Genomic DNA, 25,236 nt, shown 5'->3' on the forward strand with positions numbered 1-25,236 from the left:
GTGGGGCGGCGGCGGGGTGGAGGTTGAGTTTCTGCTCCCCCAGTCGCAAGGCGACTCGACCACCGTCAAACGTGAACGCCTCCAGGCCGAGGACGCGTGTGTAGAAGTCGACGGTGGCAGGGATCGAGGCAACGGTGAGAACGAGGTGGTCGATGCCGGTGACGCGCATGTGCGCATCATGCACCCGTGGATCCCGCTGTCGTTGGCAAACGGCGGCGGGACCCACGGGTGATTCGACTCTCCGGACTGTGGCCGGGAGCATGAGGCGGTGTGGCCGGGTGACGACGGCGCAGCTGCCGACCGCACGACCACTCCACTGGTCAACCGGTGAGCCGCGACCGGACCGCTACAGGGGACGGTCGCCAGGGCGTTTGGATGCCGCCCGCAGGCCGCGCCGAGCGGCGCGAGGGTCGTCTCCGCCCAGGCGGCCCCGAGGCTGCGGCGGGTTGACCAGGATGGAGTCGCCGACGGCGTGGTCGGGCTCAAGCCGCCAACTGGGCCGACGCAGCGCGTAGAAGACGAGCGGCGGCACACCCAGGACCACAATGACCAGACCCACCACGAGGGCGTAGCCCACCGTGCCCAAACCGGTGAACCCCGACGGGCGGACGAAAGACAGCACGAAGGCCACCGCGCAGGCCACGAAGCCGACGCCGGCCACCAGCCCCATCGCCGGGGTGCGGTAGGTGCGCCGCACCTGCGGGCGGGTGGCGCGCAGGCGGATGGCGGCGGCGAACAGCATCATGTACATGATGAGGTAGAGCGCAGCCGCCATGTCGATGAGCGTGACGAAGGCGGTGTTGCCGTTGGGGATGACCACGAACAGCAGCGCCAGAATCGTCACGATGACGCCCTGCAGCACGAGGATTGAGCGCTGTACGCCCGCCTGGTTGCGCCGTTGCAGCAGTGGCGGCAGCAGGCCGGTGCGGGCGGCGGCGAGCAGACCCTTGGACGGTCCGGCAATCCAGGTCACCACCGAGGCGAAGGCGCCCAGGGCAATGAGCAGAGAGATCACCGGGGTGCCCCAGGCCAGGTGCCAGTGGTCGAAGAAGGTCTGGAAGGCCAGGTTGATGCCGTCCACTACCCCGAGGCTGGCCTTGGGGACCGCGACGGCGATCGCCAAGGTCGGCAGGATGAAGATCGCCAGGATGACGGTCGCCGAGATCAGCACGGTGCGCGGGTAGCCGCGGCCGGGGTCGGCCAGGTCATTGGCGTGGACCGCGTTAACCTCCATACCCGCGTAGGCGAGCACGTTGGACACGATGAGCACGATCGAGGCCAGGCCCGTCCAGGGCGGCAGCATGGCCGACGCCGTCAACTCAGTCTGGGAGGGCGTGCCGGTGAGCAGCCAGATGGCACCGAAGATGATGAGCAGCAGCGCCGGGAAGAGTGTGCCGATGATGCCGCTCCACGAACCCACCCTGGCGAAGAGGTTGCCGCCGGCCAGGGTGATGAGGGTGGAGACCCAGTAGAGCACGATGATGACGGCGGCCACGTACACCCCGTTGTTCGCCAGCCCATCGCGGCCCACCACATAGGACAGGCTCACGGCGATGAAGGCGATCTGGGTGGGGTACCACACGACGTTCTGCACCCATTGCAGCCAAATGGCCACGAAGCCCCAGCGCTCACCGAAGGCCTCGCGCACCCAGACGAACACCCCGCCCTTCCAGCCGGTGGCGAGCTCGGCGGCCACGAGCGCCGTCGGCACCAGGAAGAAGAGGGCGGGAATGATGTAGAGCAGCACCGAGGCCAGCCCGTAGCCGGCCATGGCGGGCAGCGAACGCAGCGAGGCCACGGCCACGACGGTGAGCATGGCCAAGTTGAACACGCTCATCGAGGCGCTCGGCCGCGTTGCGGCGGCGGACGCGTCGTCGGCGGGCACGGTCCTGCCGCGAGCGGTGCCGCCGGATGCGGGCAGGTCCCCGAGCGTGCCGGCGGGCGGGTGGACGGAGGCGTTGCCGGAGGCGGCGGAGGTTTTGCTGGACATGTCGACCCCTCAGTGGTGGAAAGCGGCGGGACGGTCCGACTCGTGGGGCAGTGGCCCGTCGAGCCGGTCGAGGTAGGCGACCTCGGTGCGCATGTCCTCAAGGAAGGCGTCGGCCAGGTCGTGGCTGAGCCCATTGCGGACGACGATTCGCTGGACGGTGACGTCGGTGAGGTTGTCCGGCATCGGATAGGCGGGAACCAGCCAGCCCTTCATGCGCAACCGGTCGGACAAGTCGTACAGGTTCCACGTGTCGGTGTGGCCGGCACGCAGTCGCCAGGCGAATACGGGGATATCGGAGCCGTCATTCCACAGATTGAAGGGCCCCATGTCCGCGACCTGATCGGCCAGGTAGCGGGCGACGTCGCGGCTGTTGGCCTGCACCCGCCGGTAGCCGTCAAAGCCGAGCCGCAGGAACATGTAGTACTGGAGCAGCACCTGGGCGCCGGGGCGGGAGAAGTTGAGGGCGAAGGTCGGCATCTGCCCGCCCAGGTAGGAGACTTCGAAGATGAGTTCCTCGGGGAGGGCGGCCGCATCGCGCCACACCACCCAGCCGATGCCGGGATAGACGAGCCCATATTTGTGCCCGGAGGTCGAGATGGACGCCACCCGATCGATTCTGAAGTCCCAGTTGAGATCGGGCTGAATGAATGGCGCGATCATGGCGCCCGAGGCGCCGTCGACGTGAATGAGCACATTCAGTCCGGTGCGCTCCTGGAGGGCATCGAGCGCCTGGGCGATTTTGGCAACCGGCTCATACATTCCGGTGTACGTCACACCCATAATGGCGACGACGCCGATGGTGTTCTCATCGACGTAGTCCTCCAGGCCGTGCCCATCGAGGACCTTGTGCTCCTCAGTGATGGGCACGAAGCGCGGCTCGACGTCGAAGTAGTTGCAGAATTTCTCCCAGCACACCTGCACCGCGCTGGACATGACCAGGTTGGGCCTGTCGGTGGGCTTGCCTGCGGCGCGGCGGGCCTGCTGCCAGCGGCGCTTGAGGGCGAGTCCGCCGAGCATGCAGGCCTCGGAGGAACCGATCGTTGATGTGCCGATAGTGTGGCGCGGGTCCGGGGCGTGCCACAGATCCGCGAGCATCGTCCAGCAGCGGGTCTCGATCTCCGCGGTGCGCGGATATTCGTCCTTGTCGATCATGTTCTTGTCGGCCGCCTCCAGGTAGAGGCGGTCGGCGCGCTCGTCCATCCAGGTGCTGACGAAGGTGGCGAGGTTGAGGCGGGCGTTGCCGTCGAGCATGGCCTCGTCATGGACCACCTGATAGGCGGTCTCGGGCAGCGCCTCCCCGGCGGGGAAGCGATACTTCGGCAAGTCATAGGCCTCGCCGGGCCGGGCGAACAGCGGGTTGAGCTCGCTATTGCCCGGGTCCGCAGCGGCGGATTCATTGCAGTGAGACAGTGGCATGGCGGAACCTCCTCCGGTAGATGACCATCGTTTGCCAGTGTTCACCCGCGACATATCACACGCCATGCGAATTCACTTATCGCCCACTATTTGCAACCTTCTGAGCTATATTTCACAGCCAGGCGCAATAATTGCTCTACCAACCCTAAAATGGCCAGAATTCCTGTTTACTCCCAGACGCCAACATTGGAATGAGAAAATGCTGGAAATCGCGCGGGAATATGATGCGCGCCAGCTGATTGCCCTGCACAACAGCGGCTGTCACGAAGCCCCCGCCTTCGCGCCGCGCGCCCCGGCTCCGTGAATTGGCCCGAGGATCAACTCGCGCTTATGAGTTCGCGGATCTCCTGGGCGGTCAACCGAGCGCGACTGGCCGGCGTCGCACCGGAGGCGGCGCCCACCCCGGCTTCCCCGGCTCGGACTCCGCCCGCCCCGGTACCGGTCGCTGCGCTGTCCGTCGTGCCGTCTGCGACGACGTCGTCCGTTCCCTCGACCACGCGCGCGAACAGCTCCGCCTTCTTCTCTTTGAGGGCCATGACCTTCTCCTCAATGGTGCCGGTGGACACGAGCCGGTAGACCATAACGGGCTTGTCCTGGCCGATGCGGTGGGTGCGGTCGACCGCCTGCTCCTCGGCCTGCGGGTTCCACCACGGGTCCAGCAGGAACACGTAGTCGGCCTCGGTGAGATTGAGGCCGAAGCCGCCCGCTTTGAGGGAGATAAGGAAAGCGTCGGCCCGCCCGGCCCGGAAATCGTCGATGACCTCCTGCCGATTGGTGGTCGTCCCGTCGAGGTAGACGGTGCGGATACCCTCGGCCTCCAGCTGCTCGCGCACCCCGGATAAGTACCGCGTGAACTGGCTGAATACGAGCGCCTTGTGTCCCTCGGCAACAACTGGCCGCAGCGTCTCCAGCAGCGCCTCCACCTTGGCGGTGGGCTTGCGCCTGTGGTCTGCAGCGGCCTCGACCAGGGCCGGGTCGAGGGCCATCTGCCGCAGAAGCGTCAGCGATTTCAGTGCCGTGAACCGCGACTGCGCGGTGTCCTCCTCGAGCAGGCCCAGCACCTTCTGCCGCTCGCGCGCCAGCCGTCGGTCGTAGGCGCGCCGGTGCGCGGCCCCCAGCTCCACGGGGAGCACCTGCTCGGTCTTCGCGGGCAGGTCGGCGGCGACGTCTTCCTTGGTCCGCCGCAGCAGGAAGGGCCGGATCCGGGCGCGCAGGCGCGCCAGGACGGCGTCATCGCCGTGCTCGACGGGCCGTCGGTACACCTGGCTGAAGCGCTCGGGACCGGGCAGCAGGCCGGGCGCCGTGATCGACAGCAGGCTCCACAGGTCCATCAGCGAGTTCTCCAGCGGCGTGCCGGTGATGGCCACCAGCGACGGCGTGCGCAGGCGCCGTATGGCCTTGTAGGTCACCGCATTGTGGTTCTTCACGAACTGCGCCTCATCCAGCACCACCCATGCCCAGGGGGCAGCCGCGAAGTCCTCCTCCTCGATCCGGGCGATGGTGTAGCTGGTGACCACGAGGTCGGCGTCGGCCCGGATCGCTTCCAGGTCCTCGCCGCGTTTGGTGCCGGTGCGGGTGACGGTGCGCACCCGCAGCCCGGGGCAGAAGCGGGCGGCCTGTTCCGCCCACGCGCCGACGACGCTCGTGGGCGCCACCACGAGCACCGGCGCCTCCTGCGCCGGGGGTTCCGACGCCTGGGAGCCAGACGCCGGGGAGCCGGGCGCCGGGGCGGTCGCCTTCAACCCCCGCAGCTCCGCGCCGAGGTCGCCGACTTCCGCCGCCGTCTCCGCGCTGCTCGCCTCACGCGCCTCGACCAAGTGCTGGATCACGGCGAGCACCTGGACCGTCTTGCCCAGGCCCATGTCGTCGGCGAGTATCCCGCCCAGCCCGGTGGATTGCAGCAGGGCCAGCCAGCGGTAGCCGTCGAGCTGGTAGGGGCGCAGCGTGGCGTGCAGGCCGGCGGGTACCGGCGCCTGCAGGACGTCGGCCGCGTCCGCTGCGGACGCAGACCCCGCAGCGGCATCGCTGTACGCTGGGTTGCCTGCGGTCTTTCCCGCGGCGGCGTCACCGCCCGCCCCCGCCGTGACAGCGGGCGAGTCCGCCCCCGTTTCCCCGGCTGCACGCTCGGCCGCCGCGACAACCGCCAGCAGACGCTCAACTCCTGCGCGCCACCGCGCGGTCGCCTCCCCGATGACGCCGAGTTCCACCAACTCGGCGTACAGGCCAGCCTGGAACGGGGTGACGGTGAGGCGACCGGCATCGCCGGCGTCGGGGTCGCGCAGGTCCCGGCCCTCCTCCATGAGCCGGGCCAGGCGCACGATCTCGGGACGGTCGGCCAGGTTGATCCAGGCGCCGGAGTCGAGCAGTACTTCCTCGGCGCCGGTGGCGACCGCCGTCATGAGGCGTTCGATGGGCACCTCCTCCTGCCCGACTTTGACCCGCACCCGCAGGGAGAACCAGTCGGGTCCGGCGTCGTCGTCCGCGACGTCGGTGGTGATGAGCGGGGTCTCATCCACCTCGCGGTAGTCGGGCACCTCGCCCGTCACCTCGACGACGACGCCGTCGACCGCCTCCAGCGCGGGCAGGGCCTGGGTCATGAGGCGGGCGGTGCTCATGGACTCGAAGCTGCCCGGCTGCCACAGCCGGCCGAGCACGGGCGCCAGGGGCATGCAGGCGTCGATAATGCGGCGGGCGAGGGCGTCCTCCGCGGTGGCGTCCCGGGCTGCGGGGGCCCGATGGGAACGGCGCGCGGAGCCGGGCTCCCGAGTCGACGTCGGGCCACCGGTCGCGGCGCCACCGTCAGCCCCCGCCGCTGACGTGCCAACCGACCGATCCCATTCCGGTGGCAAGGACCCGGACATCACCTCCGAGAGGCTGCCGATGGCAATCTCGCCGCGGCTGGCCCCCTCCGCCGTCATGTAGCGGATGGACCAGGAGGTTTCGGCGCGGTGCCGTGCGGCATCCACGCGCACGTGCAGCACGGCGACGGGCGCGCCCGGGTCCGGGACGGTCAGGGTGGGGTCTAGCTCGACGATGGGCAGGGAGGTGGCGAGCCGCGCCAGGTGCTTGGTCTCGAAGCGCTCCACGTCCGCGGCGGGGACGGTGATCCGCTCGTTGCGTCCCAGCAGTCGGCCCAGGACCTCACCCGGCGGCGGCTCCAGGGGCATGAGGTTGAGGGAGCCGTCGGGGCTCGGCATGGCGTAGCCGTGGGCGGGGTTGCCCAGGGCCCGGGCCTTGGGCCTGCGCCCTTTTCCGAGCACGAGCCCCTCAACCGCCCCCAGATCCAGTGACGGACCGATCAGGGCGGTGCCGTCCTTCTGCCGCTTGACGCCGATGCCGGCCTGCAGCCCGGGCAGGATGCGCACCGTCTTGCCGCCGCGCTGCGCTGTCGTCAGCGTGATTCCGGCGGCGACGGCACGGCGCAGCGCATCCCAGACGCGCGCCGGCAGCGTGGCCAGGTCGATGGTGGAGTCGGTGTAATAGAAGTCTGCATACGGGTCCATGACGGCCAGCTCGGTCAAGGCGCCCAGGGCGTCCGGGGTGACCTCGCCGGTCAGGTCCCCGTTCACAATGCCGCGCCAGGAGATGCCCTGCTTGATCCAGCCGCGTTTGCCGGCGATGAGCGGACGCAGACGCAAACCGCCCGCATGGGATGCGCCCGAGCGGAAGTCGCCGCCATAGACACTGCCGCCATAGTGCGCGGAGTAGCCGCCGGAGGCGGCGCCATCGGCGATCTCGATGGCGACCGCGCGGCGGGCGTTGTTTGGGACACGCAGCAAATGGGTCAGGCGGCGCTCCCAGTCGGCGTCGCCAGGAGGGGCCGCGGCGGCCTTCGCCTGACGGCGGGCCGTCAGGACCAGAGCCGCGGTGTGCTTGCAGTTCCCGCCCACCGGGCACGAGCAGGTTCCGGACCAGCCCGCACGCGCACCCGATAGCCGGGCGTAGATCATGGTCTGGTAGGTGTTCCCGTATGACCCACGCACCGTTCCAGCAAGGATCTCGGCATTGCCCGACAACGACACACCGGTGACCCGGCGCTCGTCCGCGTAACGGCTGCCGCGCCGGAAGGCCGCAGTGCCGACCACGGACCGAATCTGCGTATCGGTCACGCGGGCGGGCCAGTCATCGGGAGTGATCTCTCGAGCCATGCCCCCACCATACGGACGGGGTCCGACACCATGCGAACCGGTTCTGGCGTGCGCCGTCGGGAAGCGAGTATTCGCGAGTTTTCAGTGGAGTGAGGCGTCGGCCTCGGTGACCCGCCAGGCATGGAACGGGACGGTGAGCCCGGCCCGGCTGGGGGCGCACAGGAAGGGACCAGCTTCGGCGACGGCGTCCTCGGGGAAGGGCAGCAATCGCACCATGCGCAGGGCAGCGGTGCCGTCGGGCGCTATGAGCCCCGCACGCATGGTGAGCGCGTCCCCTTTGCGGCTAACGCGGATGCGCACGCGCTTACCCTGCCAGTCGGGCACCGGGCCCACGGACCAGTCGGAGCTGCCGGCCGTGACGACGGCACCAAGCTGGCAGGCGCCGTCGGAGAACTCGACCCCGGCCTTGACCCAGTTCTCGGCGTCAACGCGCACCATAATGCCGGCCTGATCGAAGTTCTCGGTGAAGGCCGCGGTCAGGTCCACCTCCATCGCACTGTCCTGGGCGAGCGGAGCCAGCAGGGCGTGCGCGGTGTCGACGGTGAAGCCGTACCCGGTGCGACGCCAGGCATCTGATTTCTCCACGGCCGTGACCAGGAGCGTGCCGTCCTTCTCCTCAACAGCAGCAGGAGGGTTGAGCCAGTGCCCGTCGGACCAGGTGAGCGTCGTCATGCCGGTAGCCTACCGGGATCACAGATTCTTCGGCGGCCGGGTGACACGCAGCCCCCGTGGAGGGCGATAATCGGCATCGACGCGCATGTCACTGCGAAAGGCACAGCTATGACCACGGACTCCCCGGCGGCTCGCGAGACTCTGATCAGCGCCTACTTCGGCCAGTACGGCGGCCAGTACGTCCCCGACGAGCTGCTACCCGTGCTCGACGAGCTTGAACGCGCCTATGTGGAGGCCATCGCCGATCCGGAGTTCGCCCGCGAGCTCGACCGGTTGCAGCGGGAGTACCTGGGCCGCCCCACCCCGATCACCGAATGCGCCAACCTGCCCCTGCCCGGTCACGGCCGCGGCCGGGTCCGCCTGTTCCTCAAGCGGGAGGACCTGTGCCACGGCGGCGCCCATAAGGGCAACCAGGTGCTCGCCCAGGCACTGATCGCCCGGCGGCTGGGCAAGACGCGGCTTATTGCGGAGACCGGCGCCGGGCAGCACGGCACCGCCACCGCGATGGTGGCCGCGCTGATGGGTATGGAGTGCACCATCTACATGGGCGCCACCGACGTCGCCCGCCAGCAGCCCAACGTCCGTCGGATGCGCATGATGGGGGCGAACGTCGTCCCCGTCACCAATGCCGACGGCGGGTCGATGTCCAACGCCATCGACGTGGCCCTGGGCGACTGGCGACAGAATCTTGCCACCACTCACTACGTGCTCGGCTCCGCCTGCGGGCCGCACCCCTTCCCGACTCTGGTGCGGGAGTTCCAGTCCGTTATTTCCCGGGAGTCGCGGGCGCAGATGCTTCAGCGCACGGGTCGGCTGCCCGACTGCGTCGTCGCCTCGGTGGGCGGGGGCTCAAACGCGATCGGCTCCTTCGCGGAGTACCTCAAGGACGAGCCCGGCAATGAGGCGGTGCGGCTCATCGGCGTCGAGCCCGCCGGAGAGGGGCTGGAGACGGGGCGGCATGGCGCCCCGCTCAACCGGGGCCAGGTGGGGCTGCTGCACGGGTCGCGCTCCTACGTGCTGCGCGGCGCCGACGGCGAGGTCGGCGAGTCGTACTCAATCTCGGCCGGGTTGGACTACCCCGGGGTCGGCCCGGAGCACGCCTATCTCATGGATAGCGGCCGCGCCCAGTACGTGGCGATGAGCGACGCCGAGGCGCTGCAGGCGTTCCGCATGCTCTCGCGCTACGAGGGCATCATTCCGGCGCTGGAGAGCGCGCACGCCCTCGCCTACGCCCTCGAGTTGGCCGAGCAGGCCGAGAGCAGCGGCGAGGAGCTGAACATTCTGGTCAATCTTTCCGGCCGGGGCGACAAGGACATGGAGTACGTCGGCAATATCCTGGGCGACCTGTTGTTCGAGGACCCGGCGCAGGTGCCGGTGGGGGACATTCGCGTCTCCGAGGTCCTACACGACATGACGGCCGACTCCAACCGGCGCGAGGCCGGTCACGCCGTCGACTATCATGCCTGAGCGCGGACCGGCCCCGGTCCCGATTCACAGGTAGTGGGCGCGCAGGTCCTGCGGAGACTGCGGCGACAGGTCGGCGAGCGTCACGTCGAAGACGGTGCGGGCTCCGGACTCGCCGCGTGCGGCCAGCTTCGCTACCGCCCGCCCCATGGCGGCGACCACGGAGCCGGTGAATTCCGGGTTGGAGTCGAGCTGGAGCTCGAAGTTCACGGTCTCGGCGACGCCGTCGGAAGTGTGTCCGCGGCGGATGACGGTGCCGCCGTGCGGGATGCCGGCGTGCTCGGCGGCCATCTGCTCGGCGGTGATGAAGGTGACGGTGGTGTCGTAGTCGGCGAAGTAGTTGGGCATCTCCTTGATCTCCCGCTCAATGCGGGCCAGGTCGGCGCCCTCGGCGGCCACCACGTAGCAGTCGCGCGTGTGCATGGAGCGAGTGGTCAGCTCGACGTCGTCGCCGGCCTTGACCGCGGCGACGGTCTCCGGAACCGGCCGGGTGTACTGCTTGGCGTCGACGACGCCGTCGATGCGCCGCAGCGCGTCGGAGTGCCCCTGCGAGACGCCGGGCCCCCAGAAGGTGGTGGTGGCGCCGTCGGGCAGGACGGCCTCGCCCAGTACTCGCAGCATGGAGAACAGGCCCGGGTCCCAGCCGGTGGAGATGAGGGCGACGTGCCCGGAGGCCTTGGCGGCGGCGTCGACGGCGGCGAAGTGCTCGGGGATGCGGGCGTGGGTGTCGAAGGAGTCAACCACGTTGAACAGGGCGGCGGCGGCCGGGGTCTGCTCGGTCAGGTCGGTGGCGGACCCACCGCAGTTGAGGCAGACGTCGATCTTGTCGGCCCACTCGGCCATGTCATCCACGTGGGCGACCGGGGCGCCGGCCGTGGTCACCGTGGCCGGGTCGCGCCGGGTGAAGACGACGACGAGCTCCATGTCCTCGTTCTTGCTGATGGCCTGCTCGGCACCGCGCCCGAGGTTGCCGTATCCGTTGATCGCTACCCTGATCATGAGTCCTCCTGGTGTGTGTGCTACGGGGGCGATCCTAGAGACCAGCCGTGTTGCCGTCGCGTGACAGGCCGACAGGCGGCCCTGCAGCAGCGACCCGCGGGGGCCTCGGGGCGTCGCACGCACGGCGAACGCATGGGTTAGCCGTCGAGTGCACAGGTTAACCATCCAGGTCATACGCCCTGTCTATGACTTCGACGGCTAACCTATGAGCCCGACGGCTAGCCCATGACTTCGACAGACCGGCGCGGCCACCACCTCACAGTCGCGCCGGGCAGGAAGACGCCGTTTCGCGGGCGCATAGGGGACAATGTGCCCGGTCTTCGGCTCAGCACGACGGAAAGGGACAGCATGGACAGCATGGTCGAGGTGCTCAGAGCCCGCTTCGAGGAGCACCCGCGCCGGCACGAGGGCATCGCCTGGGGCGACGTCGCCGCGCGCCTGGCCGACCACCCCGAAGCATTAGCTGCGCTTAGGCACATGGAGGACACGGGCGGGGAGCCCGACGTCGTCGGCTACGACGCCGAGGCGGACACCTTCACCTTCTACGACTGCTCGCCCGAGACGCCCGCGGGCAGGCGCAGCCTGTGCCTGGACGAGGAGGCACTGTGCTCCCGCAGGAAGAATCCGCCGCGGGGCAGCGCCGCGGGCGAGGCGGCGTCGATCGGCGTCGAGCTCATGGGCGAGACCGAGTATCGCCACCTCCAAAGCCTCGGGGAGTTCGACCTGAAAACCTCGACCTGGCTGGCGACGCCGCCGGAGGTGCGCTCCCTGGGCGGCGCCTTGTTCGGCGACCGGCGCTTCGGCCGAGTGTTCATTTATCACAACGGCGCCGACTCCTACTACGGCGCGCGCGGCTGGCGCGGTGTCCTGCGGGTGTAGCCGTTGGCAGCTGCAACGCGCATCCGCGTGAAGCCGTAGGCAGTCGCGGTATCTTCGCTGCCTTGGAGGCGACGAAGCAACGTCCAAGTTCTGGCTTCTACTCGCCTCGCCTACCGCGGACGCCTAGTGCAGCGCCCGCCCGGCGACGCGGCGCACAATGCCCACCGCCCGCGGGTCGTTGGGCAGGGCCACGAGTTCGTTGGTGACGCCGTCCCAGTGCAGCGGCACCGGGAGCCCCGCGCGGGCGAGCGCCTCCCGAATCGCGGCCGCCCGCGGGTGGGCGATCACCGGCGGGTAGGCGGCCCCGGGGTTGATGACGTCGAGTCCGGCGACGGCGTCGTGGAGGCGAGCCAGGCGCTCGCGACGGCGAGCAATTTCAGCGTCGAGTCCCGGGGCGGCAAGCCGGCCTCGGTACGGGCCCGGCATGGGCGCAGGTGTCCAAGCGAGGTCGAGGAGTTCTTCGACGCCGTCGGCGAGTGCGGGGGCATCGGGGTGGCGCCGGGCTGCATTTGCGACGGCGAGCAGATCGTCGTCCAGGTCGTCCCAGGCGAGTTCCGGCCGGCGTTTGAGGCCACAGGCGACGCCGCCGAGAGGAATGGGCAGGAGCTTGCGGAGGCTGGCGATCACGTAGTCGGCGGGCGGCGCTCCGGCATCGAGGCGGGGAGCCTTCGCGGTGAAGCGTTCCGCGGCGTCGGAGCCGGCCAGCAGCTCTTCGGCGCGTTCCAGCGCCGTGTGGGTGGCGTCGACGACGACGCGTGCACCGGCCGACCGGGCGCGGGTGAGGGCGGCGGTCAGGGCGGCGTCGGCGTGGTTGCCGAAGGTCTCCGCATGCAGAATGAGCGGTGGGCGATCACTGTCGGCGAGCGCGTCGCCGAGCGCGTTCGGATCGAGCACGCCAGAGGGGACGCAGGCGACGGTCCTGACGCGCATGCCCTCCAGCTCGAAGGGGATGACCATGGTGGGGCAGACAACGTGGGGGACGAGGACCTCACGGATGCCGTCGGCGCGGGCCTCGCGGGCCACCAGGCTCAGCGCGTGCCGACCCGCGACGGTGAAGACGGGTGGGATCTGCTGGACCGATGACATGCGCGTCAGCGTATGCCCGTCGCACACTGGTGGCATGCAGGACCTGTTCATCACGCCCGGTCCGGGCTGCCCACGGGGGCTGACGGTTCCGGCGTCGGAGCTGGACGAATACTTCACGCACGCCTCCGGCCCGGGTGGGCAGGGGGTCAACACCGCGGACTCGCGCGTCCAGTTGAGCCTGGACCTGGCGACGACGACGGCGCTTGACCAGCGGCAGCGTCAGCGAGCCCTGCAGAACCTGAGCGAGCGCCTGAACGGGACGGTGCTCACGGTGACCGCTACCAAGCACCGCTCCCAGTACCGCAACCGGATGGCGGCGCGGGAACGCCTGGCGGCGCTGCTGCGGGGAGCCTTGGCTCCGCCAGTGACGCGCCGGGCGACCAATCCCACCCGCGGCTCCCAACGCCGTCGGCTAGCGGCCAAGCGACGGCGCGCGGAGCTCAAGCAACTCCGACGCAGACCGCCCGGCGAATGACGCGATGGGAGGGCGAGCAGCGCTCGCCGAGCGGCAGCCGCGGCCGATCGCGGGCCATCACGGGCACCACCTCGGGCTCGCCGTCGGCACCTCAGAGCGGACTCCGCATGCGATCGCGTGAGGATTGCGCATCCCCGCCCCTGCCAGCCGTATGAAACCCAGCTTCTCGTAGTACGGCAGCATTTCCGGATCGCAGCACAGGTCGACGGCATACGTGTCGCCCAGCTGCGCCACCAGCCGGCGCACCAGTTCCGCACCGATTCCCCGGCCCTGATAGTCGGGGTGAACTTCAAGCCACGGGATGAAGGCGTTGAGCACGCCGTCGCTGATGGCGTTGATGTAGCCGACGACGCGGTCGCCATCCAGCGCCCAGACGCGCCGGTAGCTGCCATCCATGACGGCGACGAGCTGCTGCGGGCTAGGAGGATTCGGCCACCCAACGAACATTCCCTCAATCTGTGCGGGCGTGACGACGCCACGGTCCGTCTCATACCTCAACTCGCTCACGCCCCGAGCATGCATCACCCGCGGTCCGCCGGAACGCACCGACACCGGCCCCAGGCGTGGGCCGGCCGCACGGCGCACGGCGCACGGCGCACGGCGCGAGTAATACCCCTCTGGTTGTCAAAATCCCTGACAAACGCCGTCCGGTCGTCTCGCAGTGCGTAGCGAAACGTTGCTATTTCAACGATCCCCGAGACGGCTACGGATACCATAGCCACGTTTTTCAGGGATTTTGACACTCCGCCTGCGCGACGTCGTCAACTTGCCCGCGTATTCGGCGGCGCGAGCTTCCGCCAGCTCCAGCTCATACCGCGACTGCAGGTTGAGCCAGAACTGCGGCTCGACGCCGAAGTAGCGGCCCAGGCGCAGCGCCGTATCCGCGGTAATCGCCCGCTTGCCGTGCACGATCTCGTTGATCCGACGCGGGGGCACGCCGATCGACACGGCGAGTTTGTGCTGCGTGATGCCGAAGGCATCAATGTAGTCCTCCATCAGGACCTCGCCCGGATGGATCGGGGCATAGAGCTTGTCAGTCATGGTGCACCTCAGTGGTAGTCCTCGATGATCACGTTCTCGGGTCCTGCGTCGGTCCACACGAAGCAGACTCGCCGCTGGTCGTTGATCCGGATGCTGTGCTGACCTTTGTGATCGCCCTTCAACGCTTCCAGGTGATTCCCGGGCCGGACTCGGGGCATCGTGATCGATGCCGTACGAGTGAATCATGCACGACCATACAGGCGTCCGCCCTCACGAGCTACGAGCAACTCAGCATGCAGAGCCCCACGCAATGCGATCACCCGAATGTTGCAGCCGCCGACTGGAACGCCATGCCCCCTCACGGTCCACCGGAACGCACCGACACCGACCTCAGCCGTTGATAAACTTATCAAGGCTCGGGGCCGCTGATAAACTTATCAACGTGAGGACTCCGCTCGACTCACCCTTCAGCCCAGGCTCCGACACCGTGCCCCAGGTGTGGGCCGGCCGTACGGCGTACCTCAGCGACTGGCGCGATGCCCTACGACCTCGACGCCTGTCCGGCATTCACGAGCGGGGCCGCACCATTCTTGGCGAGGCGGGTTCAGGGAAATCGTCGCTCGTTCGCCGAATCGCCCGCGAGGCGGCTGCGGCAGGCGACTGGGTCACGCCCCAGATCCGCATCCCTTCCGGGACCGACCCCCTCAAGCGGCTTGCCGCCGAACTACTTGAACTGGCTTCAACCGCGGGACTCGGCTCCGCCCGGGAACGTCGCATCACAGATCTACTCGGGCGAGTCGAAACCGTCGCAGCCTCTGGCATTTCCCTGTCATTACGAACGGGGCGGGGCCCGGATGCCTACACTTCACTGACCGATCTGATCATTGAAGTTGGTCGGGAAGCGATGCGACGCAGGAACGTCATGGTTCTCCTTCATGTTGATGAGGTTCAAAACATCACCGACGACAATGCCCGCTCACAGCTACTCGTCGCCCTGGGCGATGCCCTGACCCATGAAGAAGCGGTCCGCGCCCCGGGAAACCGTATGATCGAACGTTCCCTGCCGATCGCCGTCTACTTAACCGGGCTACCGGAGTTCGCCGATATGGCCGGCGCCCGCACAGGCGCGACGTTCGCCCGGCGCTTCCGCACTACCATCCTCGATCCGCTCGACGACGGCGACCTCATGACGGCACTGCAACCCTTCGTCGCCGAGGGCTGGCCGGTCAACAACAATGCAGGCGGGACGGATCCAGTATTCATGGAACCCGCTGCCCAGCGCGCCATTGTGGAGTTGTCCTGCGGAGAGCCCTTCCTCTTTCAACTCGCAGGCGAACGCGCCTGGTACGCGGGCACCAGCAACCTCATCACTGCCGACGATGTGCGGACCGGGTGGCACGACGCCGCCGCCGAGGCCGAGGCGCATGTACAGCGCATCCTGGATCGCCTTCCCGCCCGCGAGCGCCAGTTCCTTGAGACCATGGCCAAACTACCGCCCGAGGAACGCACGCTCGCCCGCATCGCCCAAGGTATGGGGTACACGCGCAGCACCGACGCCGGCCCGACGGCACAGCGTCTGGACAGCTCTCGGCGCATCATCCACCGCGGCCGTCCCTATGGTTTCCGGCATCGAGCCATCGAGGCCTATCTAACCTCGGACTGGCCCTGGTAACGGCGCGCGTCAGCGCGACGGCGCCTTCACCCGTCCATTCCGGTCGATGAACCTCGCTGGTGGAAGGGCGCCGCCTTGCTCCAGCTCATCGAGCAGCGCCATTGCCGCTGTGCTTCCCACACCACGACTTGCAGGGACGAAGTTCAGCGTATGGGAAAAAACCGTCATCTTTGCTCCCCTGGCCGCCAAGGCCTGAACCATGTCGACCGCTGGGTTAGGACGCTCGCCCTGTTCAATATCGCGTCGTAACCGTTCGCGACACTGCTGGACGTCCTCTCGCCAATCGCGCAGCGAGCACCGCATCAATCGCTCGTGCCACTCGTAGTCGTCGCCCATTGACTCGATTACCCATCCAGGCCACAGCAGCCGGAATGCGTCAAGCCCCTCGTCGTCGTCCGCCAATGACCACCATCGCAATACCTTCCTGCGGAAGTCGATGTGCACCCCCGTCTCCGGCGGGCCTTTACGCGGCTGGTTGTTACACAACAGGGCGTCACCCGCGTACGAGCGTTCACGCACCTCCAACGCGACGCGGTGCATCCCGCCGGGGCCGAGTTCAGCGACCACTTCCAAACAGCCATACGCATGCCACTGAAGCTGTTCGCCATCCTCAAGTACCGCCGAGAAAACGTCAGTGGGGTTGGATTCATCCCAGGGACCGAACCATGAGTAGTCGTTCATCGACATGCTGACAGACTCAGGTTCGGGAAAGATGGTTGTCGGATCCACCCCGGCGGCGCGAAGCACACCCCGTGTCCCCTCTGCGGACCAGATCGACTGCCAGCCCGGCCAGGTTGCTTCGACCACCGCATTGATGAGGCGCGGAAGGTAGGCCGCCTCGCTCTCCTCCGCCCAAACGATGGTTCTTGACGTCAGATCGATCAAGAGACTCCCCTCAATCCACGGCGCATTGGTCCAATCGCTTGGAGAATCGACGCCCATGGGTTCCATCCGGCGCACCCGAGCCAGTGTGGCCTCGAAACCGTCGAGTGCGATATCAGCGCCGAGTGTCTGAGCTGCCCAGTGGTCGTAATACAACTCCCATCCAGAACCACTTTGCACAATCACGCCCAAACGCGACCCCATATCCCTCCTCTCACCACGCCGAAGCGACCGTCGCCGCACACTCAGCGACTGCCGCGACAACCGCGCTGTCCGTCACTACACGTTAAACCGGAACTCGACCACGTCGCCGTCGGCCATAACGTAGTCCTTGCCCTCCATGCGGACCTTGCCGTGGGCACGGACCTCGGCCATGGAGCCGTATTCGACAAGGTCGTCGTAGGAGACGATCTCAGCCTTGATGAAGCCCTTCTCGAAGTCGGTGTGAATGACGCCGGCTGCCTGCGGCGCGGTCCAGCCTTTATGGATGGTCCAGGCGCGCGACTCCTTCTCCCCCGCCGTCAGGAAGGTCTGCAGGCCCAGCGTGTCGAAGCCGACGCGCGCCAGCTTGTCCAGGCCGGACTCGTCCTGGCCGTTCTCGTGCAGCATCTCCGCAGCCTCGTCCGGCTCCAGCTCCACCAGCTCGGCCTCGAACTGGGCGTCGAGGAACACCGCCTCCGCCGGGGCCACCAGCGCGCCGAGTTCCTGCTGGCGGGCAGCATCGTGCATGCCGGCGTCGTCCATATTGAACACGTAGATGAAGGGCTTGGTGGTCATGAGCTGGAAGCCGCGCAGGATCTCTTCGTCCAACGCCTTGCCCGCCGCGGACGCCGAGAGCAGGTCGCCCTCCTCGAGCACCTTGAGCGCAGCCCGGGCCACCTCGAGGACGGCAGGATCGGTCTTCTTGCCGCGCACCTCCTTCTCCAGCCGCGGGATGGCCTTCTCCAAGGTCTGGATGTCGGCGAGCATGAGCTCGGTGGCGATCGTCTCGATGTCGCTGGCGGGCTCGACCTTGCCGGCCACGTGGACGACGTCGGGGTCGTCGAAGGCACGGGTGACGATGCAGATGGCATCGGCCTCACGGATATTGGCGAGGAACTGATTGCCCAGTCCCTCCCCCTCGCTGGCGCCGCGCACGATCCCGGCGATGTCGACGAAGGAAACCGTGGCGGGCACGATCTTCTGGGAGTGGAACATCTCCGCCAGCGTGTACAGCCGCGGGTCGGGCAGGGGGACGACGCCGACATTCGGCTCGATCGTGGCGAAGGGGTAGTTCGCTGCGAGGACGGTCGCCCGGGTCAGGGCGTTGAACAGGGTCGACTTACCGACGTTGGGCAGTCCGACGATTCCGATAGTGAGTGCCACGGGGCGAGTGTAGATGAGTCGGGGCAGTAGGACCGTACGGCCGGTCATCAAGGCCCCGGCCGACGACGACGCACCCGGCTGCCGGGCTCCCGAGGACGCACCGGGTGCCGGGCTCCCAACGACGCACCCCGCTGCGGTTCTCGACGGCACATCGCCCACCCACGTTAAGCACCCGCTATTCGTGTCGGTGGCGCATGACAGAGTGGAAGTATGTCCATCGCACTCCCGCTCCTGCTGCTCTTGGTCGGCCTCGTCGTCGGAACGGCGCTCGGCTACGCACTGGCCGTGGCCCGCGCCGCTACCGCCCGCGCCGGCGGACGCGATGAGAGCGCCGCGCTGCGCACCGAGGCCGCCCAGTGGCGCGCCCGCGCCGAAGAACTCGCGGCCCGTACCGCTGCGGCCGAGGAACGCGCCGAACACGACGGCTCGGTGCTACGCGCCCTCGCCCCGGTCCGTACCCAGCTGGAGCAGGTCGGCGCCCGCGTGGAGGAGATGGAGAAGCAGCGGGCCGCGCAGCACGCCACGCTCACCGAGCAGCTGCGTGCAAGCGCCGAGTCGGATCGCGAGCTCCGACGCACAACGACGGCGCTTGAGGGCGCCCTGCGCTCGCGCTCCTCGCGCGGGGTGTGGGGCGAGGTCGAGCTCGCCCGCGTGCTAGAGGCCTCCGGGATGATGCGGCATATCGACTTCGCGGAGCAGCAGTCGGTGAGTTCCGTCGTGGGTCGCCGCAAGGGCTCCGGCCAGGTTGAGGGGGACGGTACCCGCTCGCGGCCCGACGTCGTCATCCACCTGCCCGGGGACGGATTCCTCGCCCTGGATGCCAAGGTCCCGCTGGACTCCTATCTCAAGGCCACCGCCATTGGTACCTCCGGCAGCACCCTCGGGCAGGAAGCACAGCAGCGCCGCGCCACACTGCTGGCCGAGCACGCCAAGGCGCTGCGCACCCACGTCAATACACTGGCGGACCGGCACTACGACCGCACCCTGCACGACTCCCCCGAGCTGGTTGTCCTGTTCGTGCCGGCCGAACCGATCCTAGCCGCCGCGCTCGAAGCCGACCCCACACTCATGGAACATGCCCTGGAACGCGGCGTCGCCCTGACCACTCCTGCCTCGCTGCTCGCGCTGTTGCGCACCTGCGCCACGGCCTGGTCACGCACGGCAATCAACGATGATGCCCGCGAGCTAGTCGCCCTGGGCCGCACGCTCTACGAGCGACTCGGCACGGTCGCCAAGCACCTCGACGCTCTCGGCACGGCGCTGACACGGTCGGTGACCGCCTATAACAAGGCGGTCGGGTCCATGGAGTCGCGGCTGCTCGTCACGGCCCGCACCTTCGAAACCCTCGGCGACGGACTCGTCCCCCCGGCGCCGGTCACCCCGGATCACGCCCAGGTCAGACAGTTCACCAGCCCCGAGCTGGCGACCGTCCCCGAGTAACCGCGCCCCGACACCCAACGCCTCTATCACAGCCCCACATCGCAACAGCCACGGTATAATCACTTCCCTGATATTATCCGTATAACCCGATCCAGCGGACACGCGTAGCGATTTCCCAGGCGTGTCCTATAGGATCCTTCTACTCTCTGACCGCGATACGTGGAGGTCCCTCTCTATGACAGCCGTAACCACGAGCCGATCACCGTCCCACGCCTACGCCACCGCCCTCACGAACGACTCTGGCGGCGACGATCCTGCCACGGTGCTCAGCCACCTCAACACGCTTGCCGCCAGGCAGAAGCAGCTCCAGGATCAACTCAGTACGCTGCGCGATGAACGTGACGGCCTCATCCTGCGTGGGCTCGCCAGCGGGTTGAGCTCCGCCGAACTAGCCGAGACAGCCCACCTCACCGGCGCCCGCGTACGCGCCATTGCCGACGCCGCCGCCGATTCCTCGGCGCGTGAACGCGTCTCTCAGGCCATGTCTAAACTCGTCGCCCACCAGCCCGCCATCTGCACCACCTACGGCGCACTTGCTGAGGCCGTCGGCATTGGCTCGGCCAAGGGCGTCGCCTCCTCACTGGCAACCAACCCTGCCGTGCCGGCCAGTGCCGGCGCCCGCGTGCTCCTGCTGCGCTGGGCGTCCCCCGCACTGGGTGGTTACGTCATTCCGACCGAAGAGCCCTCGTGGCAGACCCAAGGAGATGACACCGCCTCGCGCCTGGAATGCCTCCAGGAGGAGGAGCTGGTGGTGCGGGTAACCGGCCCGAACGGCCCGGTCTGGGTCGTCCCGTTCGAGCGGGTGTACGCCGATGCAGAGGAGCTGGCCGCAATTATCGGCTAACCGTTGGGGCCGCCCCAGCGGTTTCCGATAGCGGGCATGCCCTTGCAACTGGCTGACCGCGCAGATACGCCCTCGTAACCGTCAACGCCTCGGCGCTTGCCTCAGGCCGCCGGGCTCCGCGCAGTACCTATTTCAGCCCTCGGCGCGGAGGCTTATTCGGTAGCCCTTCTCCTCAGCACGTGTGGTCCGGGCTGGGGCGGCGGCGTCGCTGAGGGGCCTGGTCACCTCCCGCAGCCTTGAGATCGGCACGCAGGTTCTTGGGTAGAGAAAAGGTGATCTTCTCTGTGGCGGTGCGGACTTCTTCCACCTCACTAAAGCCCAATTCGCCCAAACGCTCGATGACGTCGTGCACCAGGATCTCCGGTACTGACGCCCCGGAGGTAACCCCAACGGTGTCCGCGCCGTCGAACCAGGAGTCCTCCAGCTCACCGGCGTGATCCACGCGGTGGGCGGCGGGGACGCCGGCCTCCAGAGCCACCTCCTTGAGGCGTACGGAGTTGGAGGAGTTGCCCGAACCCACCACGATCATGACGTCGACCCGCGGAGCGATGGCCTTGACGGCGCCCTGTCGGTTCTGGGTGGCATAGCAGATGTCCTCCCCGGGCGGGTCAAGAAGGTTGGGGAAGCGCTCCCGCAGAAGCCGCACCGTCTCCAGGGTCTCGTCTACGGACAGGGTGGTCTGGCTGATCCATGCGACCTTGTCCGGGTCGCGTACCTGGATGGAGGCGACATCGCTTGGGCCGTTGACCACCTGGATATGCTCCGGCGCCTCGCCCTGGGTGCCCTCGACCTCCTCATGCCCGGAGTGCCCGACGAGGATGATGTCGTAGTCGTCCTTGGCGAAGCGGATCGCCTGCTTGTGCACCTTGGTCACCAACGGGCAGGTGGCGTCGATCGTCTGCAGGTGGCGGGCCGCCGCCTGCGCGTGCACGGCGGGAGACACGCCGTGGGCGGAGAAGACGACGCGCGCCCCCTCGGGCACCTCATCCGTCTCCGAGACAAACACGGCACCCCGCCGCGACAACGCCTCAACGACGTAGGAGTTGTGGACGATCTCCTTGCGCACGTAGATCGGCGCCCCGTAGTGGGCCAGCGCCTGCTCCACGGCGTCAACCGCCCGATCCACGCCGGCGCAGTAGCCGCGCGGCGCGGCCAGCAGAATCCGCTTACCGGGCCTCGCGGTCGCATCCCGTCCGGCCGCGTCCGGGGTGTTCATGGCGGTGTCGGTTCTCGTCACGTCCACCACTGTGCCACAGGATCTTCCCCCACGAACACGCCCCTAGGGCGTTGGACATGGCACAGTGGGGCACGTGACCGACTCCGCGCCCAGCCGCAACACGCCCGCCAACGCATCCGGGACGGCGCCCCTGGGCCCGCCCGCCGCCGGCGCGAACCGGCCACTGGCCCGCCTGGCCCGGGAGACCACGCCGGATAACCCCTGGCCGTTGCGACTGCTGTCGACCAAAATCGACGAGTACGTCAACAAGATGACCTTCGTGTGGGTCGAAGGGCAGATCGTCCAGTTCAACCGCCGCCCGGGATCGGGCATGCAGTACCTCACGCTGCGTGACGCCGACGCCGACATGTCCATGTCGGTGTCGGTCTTCACTCGCGAACTGGCCGCCATTGAGGCCTCCACCGGCGCGCAGGTGACCGAGGGCGCGCGCGTCGTCGTCCACGCCAAGCCGCGCTTTTGGACCAAGCGCGGCAGCCTCGAGCTGCGCGCCGACGACATCCGCCCGGTCGGAATCGGCGACCTTTTGGCCCGCATTGAGCAACTGCGCCGCGTCCTGGCCGCCGAGGGCCTGTTCGACGCCGAACGCAAGCACCCGCTGCCATTCCTGCCGCGCAAGGTCGGGCTGGTGTGCGGGCGCAACGCCAAGGCCAAGGACGATGTCATCGTCAACGCCCGTCTGCGCTGGGCCGGATTGCCCTTCGAGATTCGTGAGGTCGCCGTCCAGGGGGCGCAGGCGGTACGGGAGGTCACCGCCGCCATCCGCGAGCTCGACGCCGACCCGCTGGTCGACGTCATCGTCGTCGCCCGCGGCGGTGGGGCCGTGGAGGACCTGCTGCCCTTCTCCGACGAGGGCCTGGTGCGGGCCGCCGCGGCCGCACGCACCCCCATTGTCTCCGCCATCGGGCATGAGACCGACTGTCCCCTGCTCGATCTGGTGGCCGACTACCGGGCCTCGACGCCGACGGACGCCGCCCGCCGCATCGTGCCGGATCTGGCCGAGGAGACCATGGGGCTGGATCAGGCCCGCGAGCGCATGCGCACCGTCGTCTCCGCCCGCCTGGACGCCGAGCAGCGGGGCCTGGACCAGGTGCGCGCCCGGCCGGTATTGGCCGACCCCACCCTCATCGTCCGCGACCGCATCGCCGAGCTCGACCTAGCTCGCGACCGCATGCGCCGCGCGCTGTCCTCCGTCCTGTCACTGGCTCATGCGGAGCTGCACGCCGACCACGCCCGGCTGCGGGCGCTGTCCCCGCAAGGGGTGCTGGACCGGGGCTACGCCATCCTGCGCAGTCCCGGCGGCGGCATCATCACCTCCGCCCAGCAACTGTCCAAGGGCGATCTCATCGAGGGCGTGCTCGCCCAGGGGCGCATGGTCGCCCAGGTGGTCGGCACCACCAAGCCCACCGCGCCGTCGTCCTGAGCCCACGTGCGCCGACGGCCGGGCCACGGCCTGAGTCGTCAGAAGCGGTCAGACCCCGGCGGGGTCGAGGCGCTCGGCGTAGGCGTCGGCCATGGTCCACGCCTCCAGGCGGGCGCTCTGGAGCGCGCGGGCATCGACGACGACGCCGTCGTCGCCCGGAGCCACTCCCAGTCGCGCCGACAGCGGCTGCCCGTTGACGAAGACCTCCAGGCTGGAGTGGTCCAGCAGCACCCGCAGGTGCACCGCTCCGTCCTCGCCGAGCGGCACCGGTCCGGCCAGTTCGCGCAGGTCGGGACCGGCCCAGGGTGCGCCCGGGGCGGCCGAGGCGGAGCGGTCCAGACGCAGCCAACCGGTCCAGGCCGCCTGCCCGGCGCTCCCGGTGGGGGTACGGCGGACCAGCTGCAGCCGGGTGCGGCGAGCGCCGTCGTCGGACACACCCAGATCGAGGGTGACGACGCCGTCGGTGAGGGTGCCGGTCAGCACCAGATCCAGGCTGTTGCCCTTCAGCTGCGCACGCAGGACCGCGCCCTGCTGCCCGTCCCCGGTTGTCGCACCATTCCCGGACGTGCCCGTGCTGGCATCGCCGTCTGTCAGGTCAAGGAGCTTGTCGCGGCGCAACGTCTCGACCTCCGCGATCGGGGCGAAGCGCACGGTGCCGTCGTCGGCGAGGCTCACCTCGCGGGGGATGCACATGGAGCCGGCCCAGCCGGCCGCCAGGCGCTGCTCACGGTCGGCGTTGGGCTGCATCCAGCCGATGCTCACGCGGCGTCCGTCGGGCAGCAGCACGGACTGGGGAGCGTAGAAGTAGTTCTCCCCCAGATCCGAGCGGCCGGTGAGCCCCAGCTCCATGCGGGTGCCGCTACGCTGCCCGGTCATCCACATCGAGCGCAGGGTGCGCGAGTTGTGCCAGGCGGAGACGAACAGGATGTCGCTGTCCCCGAGGCGTACCAGCTCCGGGCACTCCCAGACGCTGCCGGTTCCCGCTACGTCGCCGTCGCCGCTGGCCAGCGGCCCCTCGTAGGTCCAGGTACGCAGATCCTCGCTGGAGAAGCACAGGGCGGCGCCGGCCTGGGCGCCGTCGCGCCCCGCCCCGGGAATGCCCGAGCCCATGACCTGGTACCAGCGGCCGTTTTCCCGCCAGGCGGAGTGATCTCGCATCTCGGGCACCACCAGCCCCGCGGTGGAGGCGGGGGCGGCGTCGATGACCGGGTTGGCGGCTTCTTTGACCCAGTGGGTCAGCAGTGGGTCGCCGGGGACGGCGGTGGCCAGGCAGCAGGTCTGCGTGGCGCGCGAGGAGGCGCCGGAGTAGATCATGGTGGGTACGGTCACCCGTTTCCCGGAGGCATCCACGTGCTCATCGGCGACGATGATCCCCGACCAGCAGCCGTCAGCGTCGGGGCCCGCCGACGCGGAATCGGCGTCGTCGCCGGGACGCAGGGCGATCGGCAGGTCGTGCCAGTGGATGAGGTCGGCGGAGTACTGGTGCCCCCACTCGATGCGCTCGTGCACGGGCGCGTGGGAGTTGTGTTGGTAGAACAGGTGCACCAGCGGCGCACCATCCGGCCCGGGCCACACGCTCAGCCCATTGGGGTCGTTGAGCCACCCCCAGGGCGGGGTCACGTGCCAGCGGGGCCGGGCCGGGTCCGCCGCCGCGCGGGCAGCTTGCTCGGCGGGATCGCACTCGACCCGACGATTGGGCGGCACGGCCCAGGATCGTGGCTGGGGTTGCGGGGCGGCGTCGGTGGGGGCGTCGGTAGTCATGAGCGTTGGTCAAGTTCCTCGTAGTAGCGGTCCAGTGCCGCCTGATAGATCTCCATGAGGCGGGGCAGGCCCGTGGTCTCAAGGTCCTCAAGGTACCCGTCCCACCGGATATACTCCGCCTCCGTCTGCTTCTGGCGCGCGGTAGCGCGCGACTCGGGCAGTACCACATTCTCGGTTTGTAGCCCTGCCCCATCCCCGCCGCCCGCGTGCAAGAATCGAGCCATGAGTGCACCCTCCCCCGCTGAACCCGTCGCAGCCTCCGACGCCAACGCCGATGTCGCCTCCCTGCCGTACGAGCAGGCGCGCGAGCAGCTGGTCGGTGTCGTCCAGCGCTTGGAGGCCGGTCAGGTTCCTCTGGAGGAGGCTCTCGCCCTGTGGGAGCGCGGCGAGGCCCTGGCCGCCCGTTGCCAGTCATGGCTCGACGCCGCCCGTGCCCGCCTCGCTGCCGTCGCCGAGGCCGACTCCGGTTCCACGACCCCGACTGCCGCCTCGCCCACTTCTTAAC

23 protein-coding genes are annotated in these 25,236 nt (G+C 68.7%); 8 read left to right on the forward strand and 15 right to left on the reverse strand.

Annotated features, from left to right (window positions below):
- The 5 genes from RWX45_RS07320 to RWX45_RS07340 form a co-directional block, all read right to left on the reverse strand.
- Positions 1 to 262, reverse strand: a 262-nt coding sequence (locus tag RWX45_RS07320) for a VOC family protein (protein ID WP_316023077.1), incomplete at its 3' end; no start/stop codon positions are given.
- Between the two features lie 84 nt (positions 263 to 346).
- Complete coding sequence (locus RWX45_RS07325; protein WP_316023078.1) at positions 347 to 1,990, reverse strand: amino acid permease; 1,644 nt, start codon at positions 1,988 to 1,990, stop codon at positions 347 to 349.
- Between the two features lie 9 nt (positions 1,991 to 1,999).
- Positions 2,000 to 3,406, reverse strand: coding sequence for a glutamate decarboxylase (locus RWX45_RS07330; RefSeq protein ID WP_316023079.1), 1,407 nt, complete (start codon positions 3,404 to 3,406; stop codon positions 2,000 to 2,002).
- Positions 3,407 to 3,723: 317 nt separating this feature from the next.
- Positions 3,724 to 7,554 (reverse strand): DEAD/DEAH box helicase, encoded by a 3,831-nt coding sequence (locus tag RWX45_RS07335; RefSeq protein ID WP_316023080.1) that lies wholly within the window; start codon positions 7,552 to 7,554, stop codon positions 3,724 to 3,726.
- An 81-nt stretch (positions 7,555 to 7,635) separates the two neighbouring features.
- The gene (locus RWX45_RS07340) at positions 7,636 to 8,226 is read right to left on the reverse strand and encodes a DUF1349 domain-containing protein (RefSeq protein ID WP_316023081.1); all 591 of its coding nucleotides are present in this window, start codon (positions 8,224 to 8,226) and stop codon (positions 7,636 to 7,638) included.
- A 108-nt stretch (positions 8,227 to 8,334) separates the two neighbouring features.
- Here RWX45_RS07340 and trpB point away from each other — a divergent pair, with 108 nt between their 5' ends.
- Complete coding sequence (gene trpB / locus RWX45_RS07345) at positions 8,335 to 9,693, forward strand: tryptophan synthase subunit beta (protein WP_410050694.1); 1,359 nt, start codon at positions 8,335 to 8,337, stop codon at positions 9,691 to 9,693.
- Positions 9,694 to 9,717: 24 nt separating this feature from the next.
- On the opposite strand, the gene RWX45_RS07350 is transcribed toward trpB, so the two are convergent.
- Complete coding sequence (locus RWX45_RS07350; protein ID WP_316023082.1) at positions 9,718 to 10,689, reverse strand: diaminopimelate dehydrogenase; 972 nt, start codon at positions 10,687 to 10,689, stop codon at positions 9,718 to 9,720.
- A gap of 348 nt (positions 10,690 to 11,037) precedes the next feature.
- On the opposite strand from RWX45_RS07350, the gene RWX45_RS07355 reads away from it, so the two are divergent.
- Entirely contained in the window at positions 11,038 to 11,568 is a 531-nt protein-coding gene (locus RWX45_RS07355) for a DUF4256 domain-containing protein (RefSeq protein WP_316023083.1), read from the forward strand.
- A gap of 123 nt (positions 11,569 to 11,691) precedes the next feature.
- On the opposite strand, the gene RWX45_RS07360 is transcribed toward RWX45_RS07355, so the two are convergent.
- Positions 11,692 to 12,654: a hypothetical protein gene (locus RWX45_RS07360; RefSeq protein WP_316023084.1), complete on the reverse strand. Its 963-nt coding sequence runs from the start codon at positions 12,652 to 12,654 to the stop codon at positions 11,692 to 11,694.
- 34 nt (positions 12,655 to 12,688) lie between these two features.
- On the opposite strand from RWX45_RS07360, the gene arfB reads away from it, so the two are divergent.
- Positions 12,689 to 13,129 carry an alternative ribosome rescue aminoacyl-tRNA hydrolase ArfB gene (gene arfB, locus RWX45_RS07365; protein WP_316023085.1) on the forward strand — a complete coding sequence of 147 codons (441 nt, stop codon included), beginning with the start codon at positions 12,689 to 12,691 and terminating at the stop codon, positions 13,127 to 13,129.
- Positions 13,130 to 13,186: 57 nt separating this feature from the next.
- Here arfB and RWX45_RS07370 read toward each other — a convergent pair whose 3' ends face one another.
- The 3 genes from RWX45_RS07370 to RWX45_RS07380 form a co-directional block, all read right to left on the reverse strand.
- Positions 13,187 to 13,636 (reverse strand): GNAT family N-acetyltransferase, encoded by a 450-nt coding sequence (locus tag RWX45_RS07370; protein ID WP_316023086.1) that lies wholly within the window; start codon positions 13,634 to 13,636, stop codon positions 13,187 to 13,189.
- Positions 13,637 to 13,813: 177 nt separating this feature from the next.
- Positions 13,814 to 14,170: a HigA family addiction module antitoxin gene (locus tag RWX45_RS07375; protein WP_316023087.1), complete on the reverse strand. Its 357-nt coding sequence runs from the start codon at positions 14,168 to 14,170 to the stop codon at positions 13,814 to 13,816.
- An 8-nt stretch (positions 14,171 to 14,178) separates the two neighbouring features.
- The gene (locus RWX45_RS07380; protein WP_316023088.1) at positions 14,179 to 14,328 is read right to left on the reverse strand and encodes a type II toxin-antitoxin system RelE/ParE family toxin; all 150 of its coding nucleotides are present in this window, start codon (positions 14,326 to 14,328) and stop codon (positions 14,179 to 14,181) included.
- A gap of 224 nt (positions 14,329 to 14,552) precedes the next feature.
- Between RWX45_RS07380 and RWX45_RS07385 the strand changes: the two genes are divergently transcribed.
- The gene (locus tag RWX45_RS07385) at positions 14,553 to 15,782 is read left to right on the forward strand and encodes an AAA family ATPase (protein WP_316023089.1); all 1,230 of its coding nucleotides are present in this window, start codon (positions 14,553 to 14,555) and stop codon (positions 15,780 to 15,782) included.
- Positions 15,783 to 15,791: 9 nt separating this feature from the next.
- Here the strand turns inward: RWX45_RS07385 and RWX45_RS07390 are convergent, their stop codons facing one another.
- Both RWX45_RS07390 and ychF read right to left on the reverse strand, forming a co-directional pair.
- Complete coding sequence (locus tag RWX45_RS07390; protein ID WP_316023090.1) at positions 15,792 to 16,850, reverse strand: hypothetical protein; 1,059 nt, start codon at positions 16,848 to 16,850, stop codon at positions 15,792 to 15,794.
- A gap of 93 nt (positions 16,851 to 16,943) precedes the next feature.
- Complete coding sequence (gene ychF / locus RWX45_RS07395) at positions 16,944 to 18,029, reverse strand: redox-regulated ATPase YchF (RefSeq protein ID WP_316023091.1); 1,086 nt, start codon at positions 18,027 to 18,029, stop codon at positions 16,944 to 16,946.
- A 210-nt stretch (positions 18,030 to 18,239) separates the two neighbouring features.
- On the opposite strand from ychF, the gene RWX45_RS07400 reads away from it, so the two are divergent.
- Positions 18,240 to 19,469 (forward strand): DNA recombination protein RmuC, encoded by a 1,230-nt coding sequence (locus RWX45_RS07400; RefSeq protein ID WP_316023092.1) that lies wholly within the window; start codon positions 18,240 to 18,242, stop codon positions 19,467 to 19,469.
- Between the two features lie 175 nt (positions 19,470 to 19,644).
- Positions 19,645 to 20,313 (forward strand): hypothetical protein, encoded by a 669-nt coding sequence (locus RWX45_RS07405; RefSeq protein ID WP_316023093.1) that lies wholly within the window; start codon positions 19,645 to 19,647, stop codon positions 20,311 to 20,313.
- Positions 20,314 to 20,485: 172 nt separating this feature from the next.
- On the opposite strand, the gene RWX45_RS07410 is transcribed toward RWX45_RS07405, so the two are convergent.
- Positions 20,486 to 21,529 (reverse strand): 4-hydroxy-3-methylbut-2-enyl diphosphate reductase, encoded by a 1,044-nt coding sequence (locus RWX45_RS07410; protein WP_316023098.1) that lies wholly within the window; start codon positions 21,527 to 21,529, stop codon positions 20,486 to 20,488.
- Positions 21,530 to 21,614: 85 nt separating this feature from the next.
- Here RWX45_RS07410 and xseA point away from each other — a divergent pair, with 85 nt between their 5' ends.
- A complete protein-coding gene (xseA, locus tag RWX45_RS07415) occupies positions 21,615 to 22,970 on the forward strand; it encodes an exodeoxyribonuclease VII large subunit (protein WP_316023094.1) in 1,356 nt (451 codons plus the stop codon).
- Between the two features lie 48 nt (positions 22,971 to 23,018).
- Here xseA and RWX45_RS07420 read toward each other — a convergent pair whose 3' ends face one another.
- Both RWX45_RS07420 and RWX45_RS07425 read right to left on the reverse strand, forming a co-directional pair.
- On the reverse strand, positions 23,019 to 24,731 hold the full coding sequence (locus RWX45_RS07420) for a glycoside hydrolase family 32 protein (RefSeq protein ID WP_316023095.1): 1,713 nt from the start codon (positions 24,729 to 24,731) through the stop codon (positions 23,019 to 23,021).
- The gene (locus RWX45_RS07425; protein ID WP_316023096.1) at positions 24,728 to 24,955 is read right to left on the reverse strand and encodes a hypothetical protein; all 228 of its coding nucleotides are present in this window, start codon (positions 24,953 to 24,955) and stop codon (positions 24,728 to 24,730) included. Before RWX45_RS07425 ends, RWX45_RS07420 begins: the two co-directional genes overlap by 4 nt.
- Here RWX45_RS07425 and RWX45_RS07430 point away from each other — a divergent pair.
- Entirely contained in the window at positions 24,954 to 25,235 is a 282-nt protein-coding gene (locus tag RWX45_RS07430) for an exodeoxyribonuclease VII small subunit (protein ID WP_316023097.1), read from the forward strand. The genes RWX45_RS07425 and RWX45_RS07430 overlap by 2 nt on opposite strands.
- Position 25,236 lies beyond the last annotated feature (1 nt).

Origin of the sequence: Actinomyces sp. MRS3W (genome assembly GCF_032465695.1) — a bacterium.
Lineage (GTDB): Bacteria > Actinomycetota > Actinomycetes > Actinomycetales > Actinomycetaceae > Actinomyces.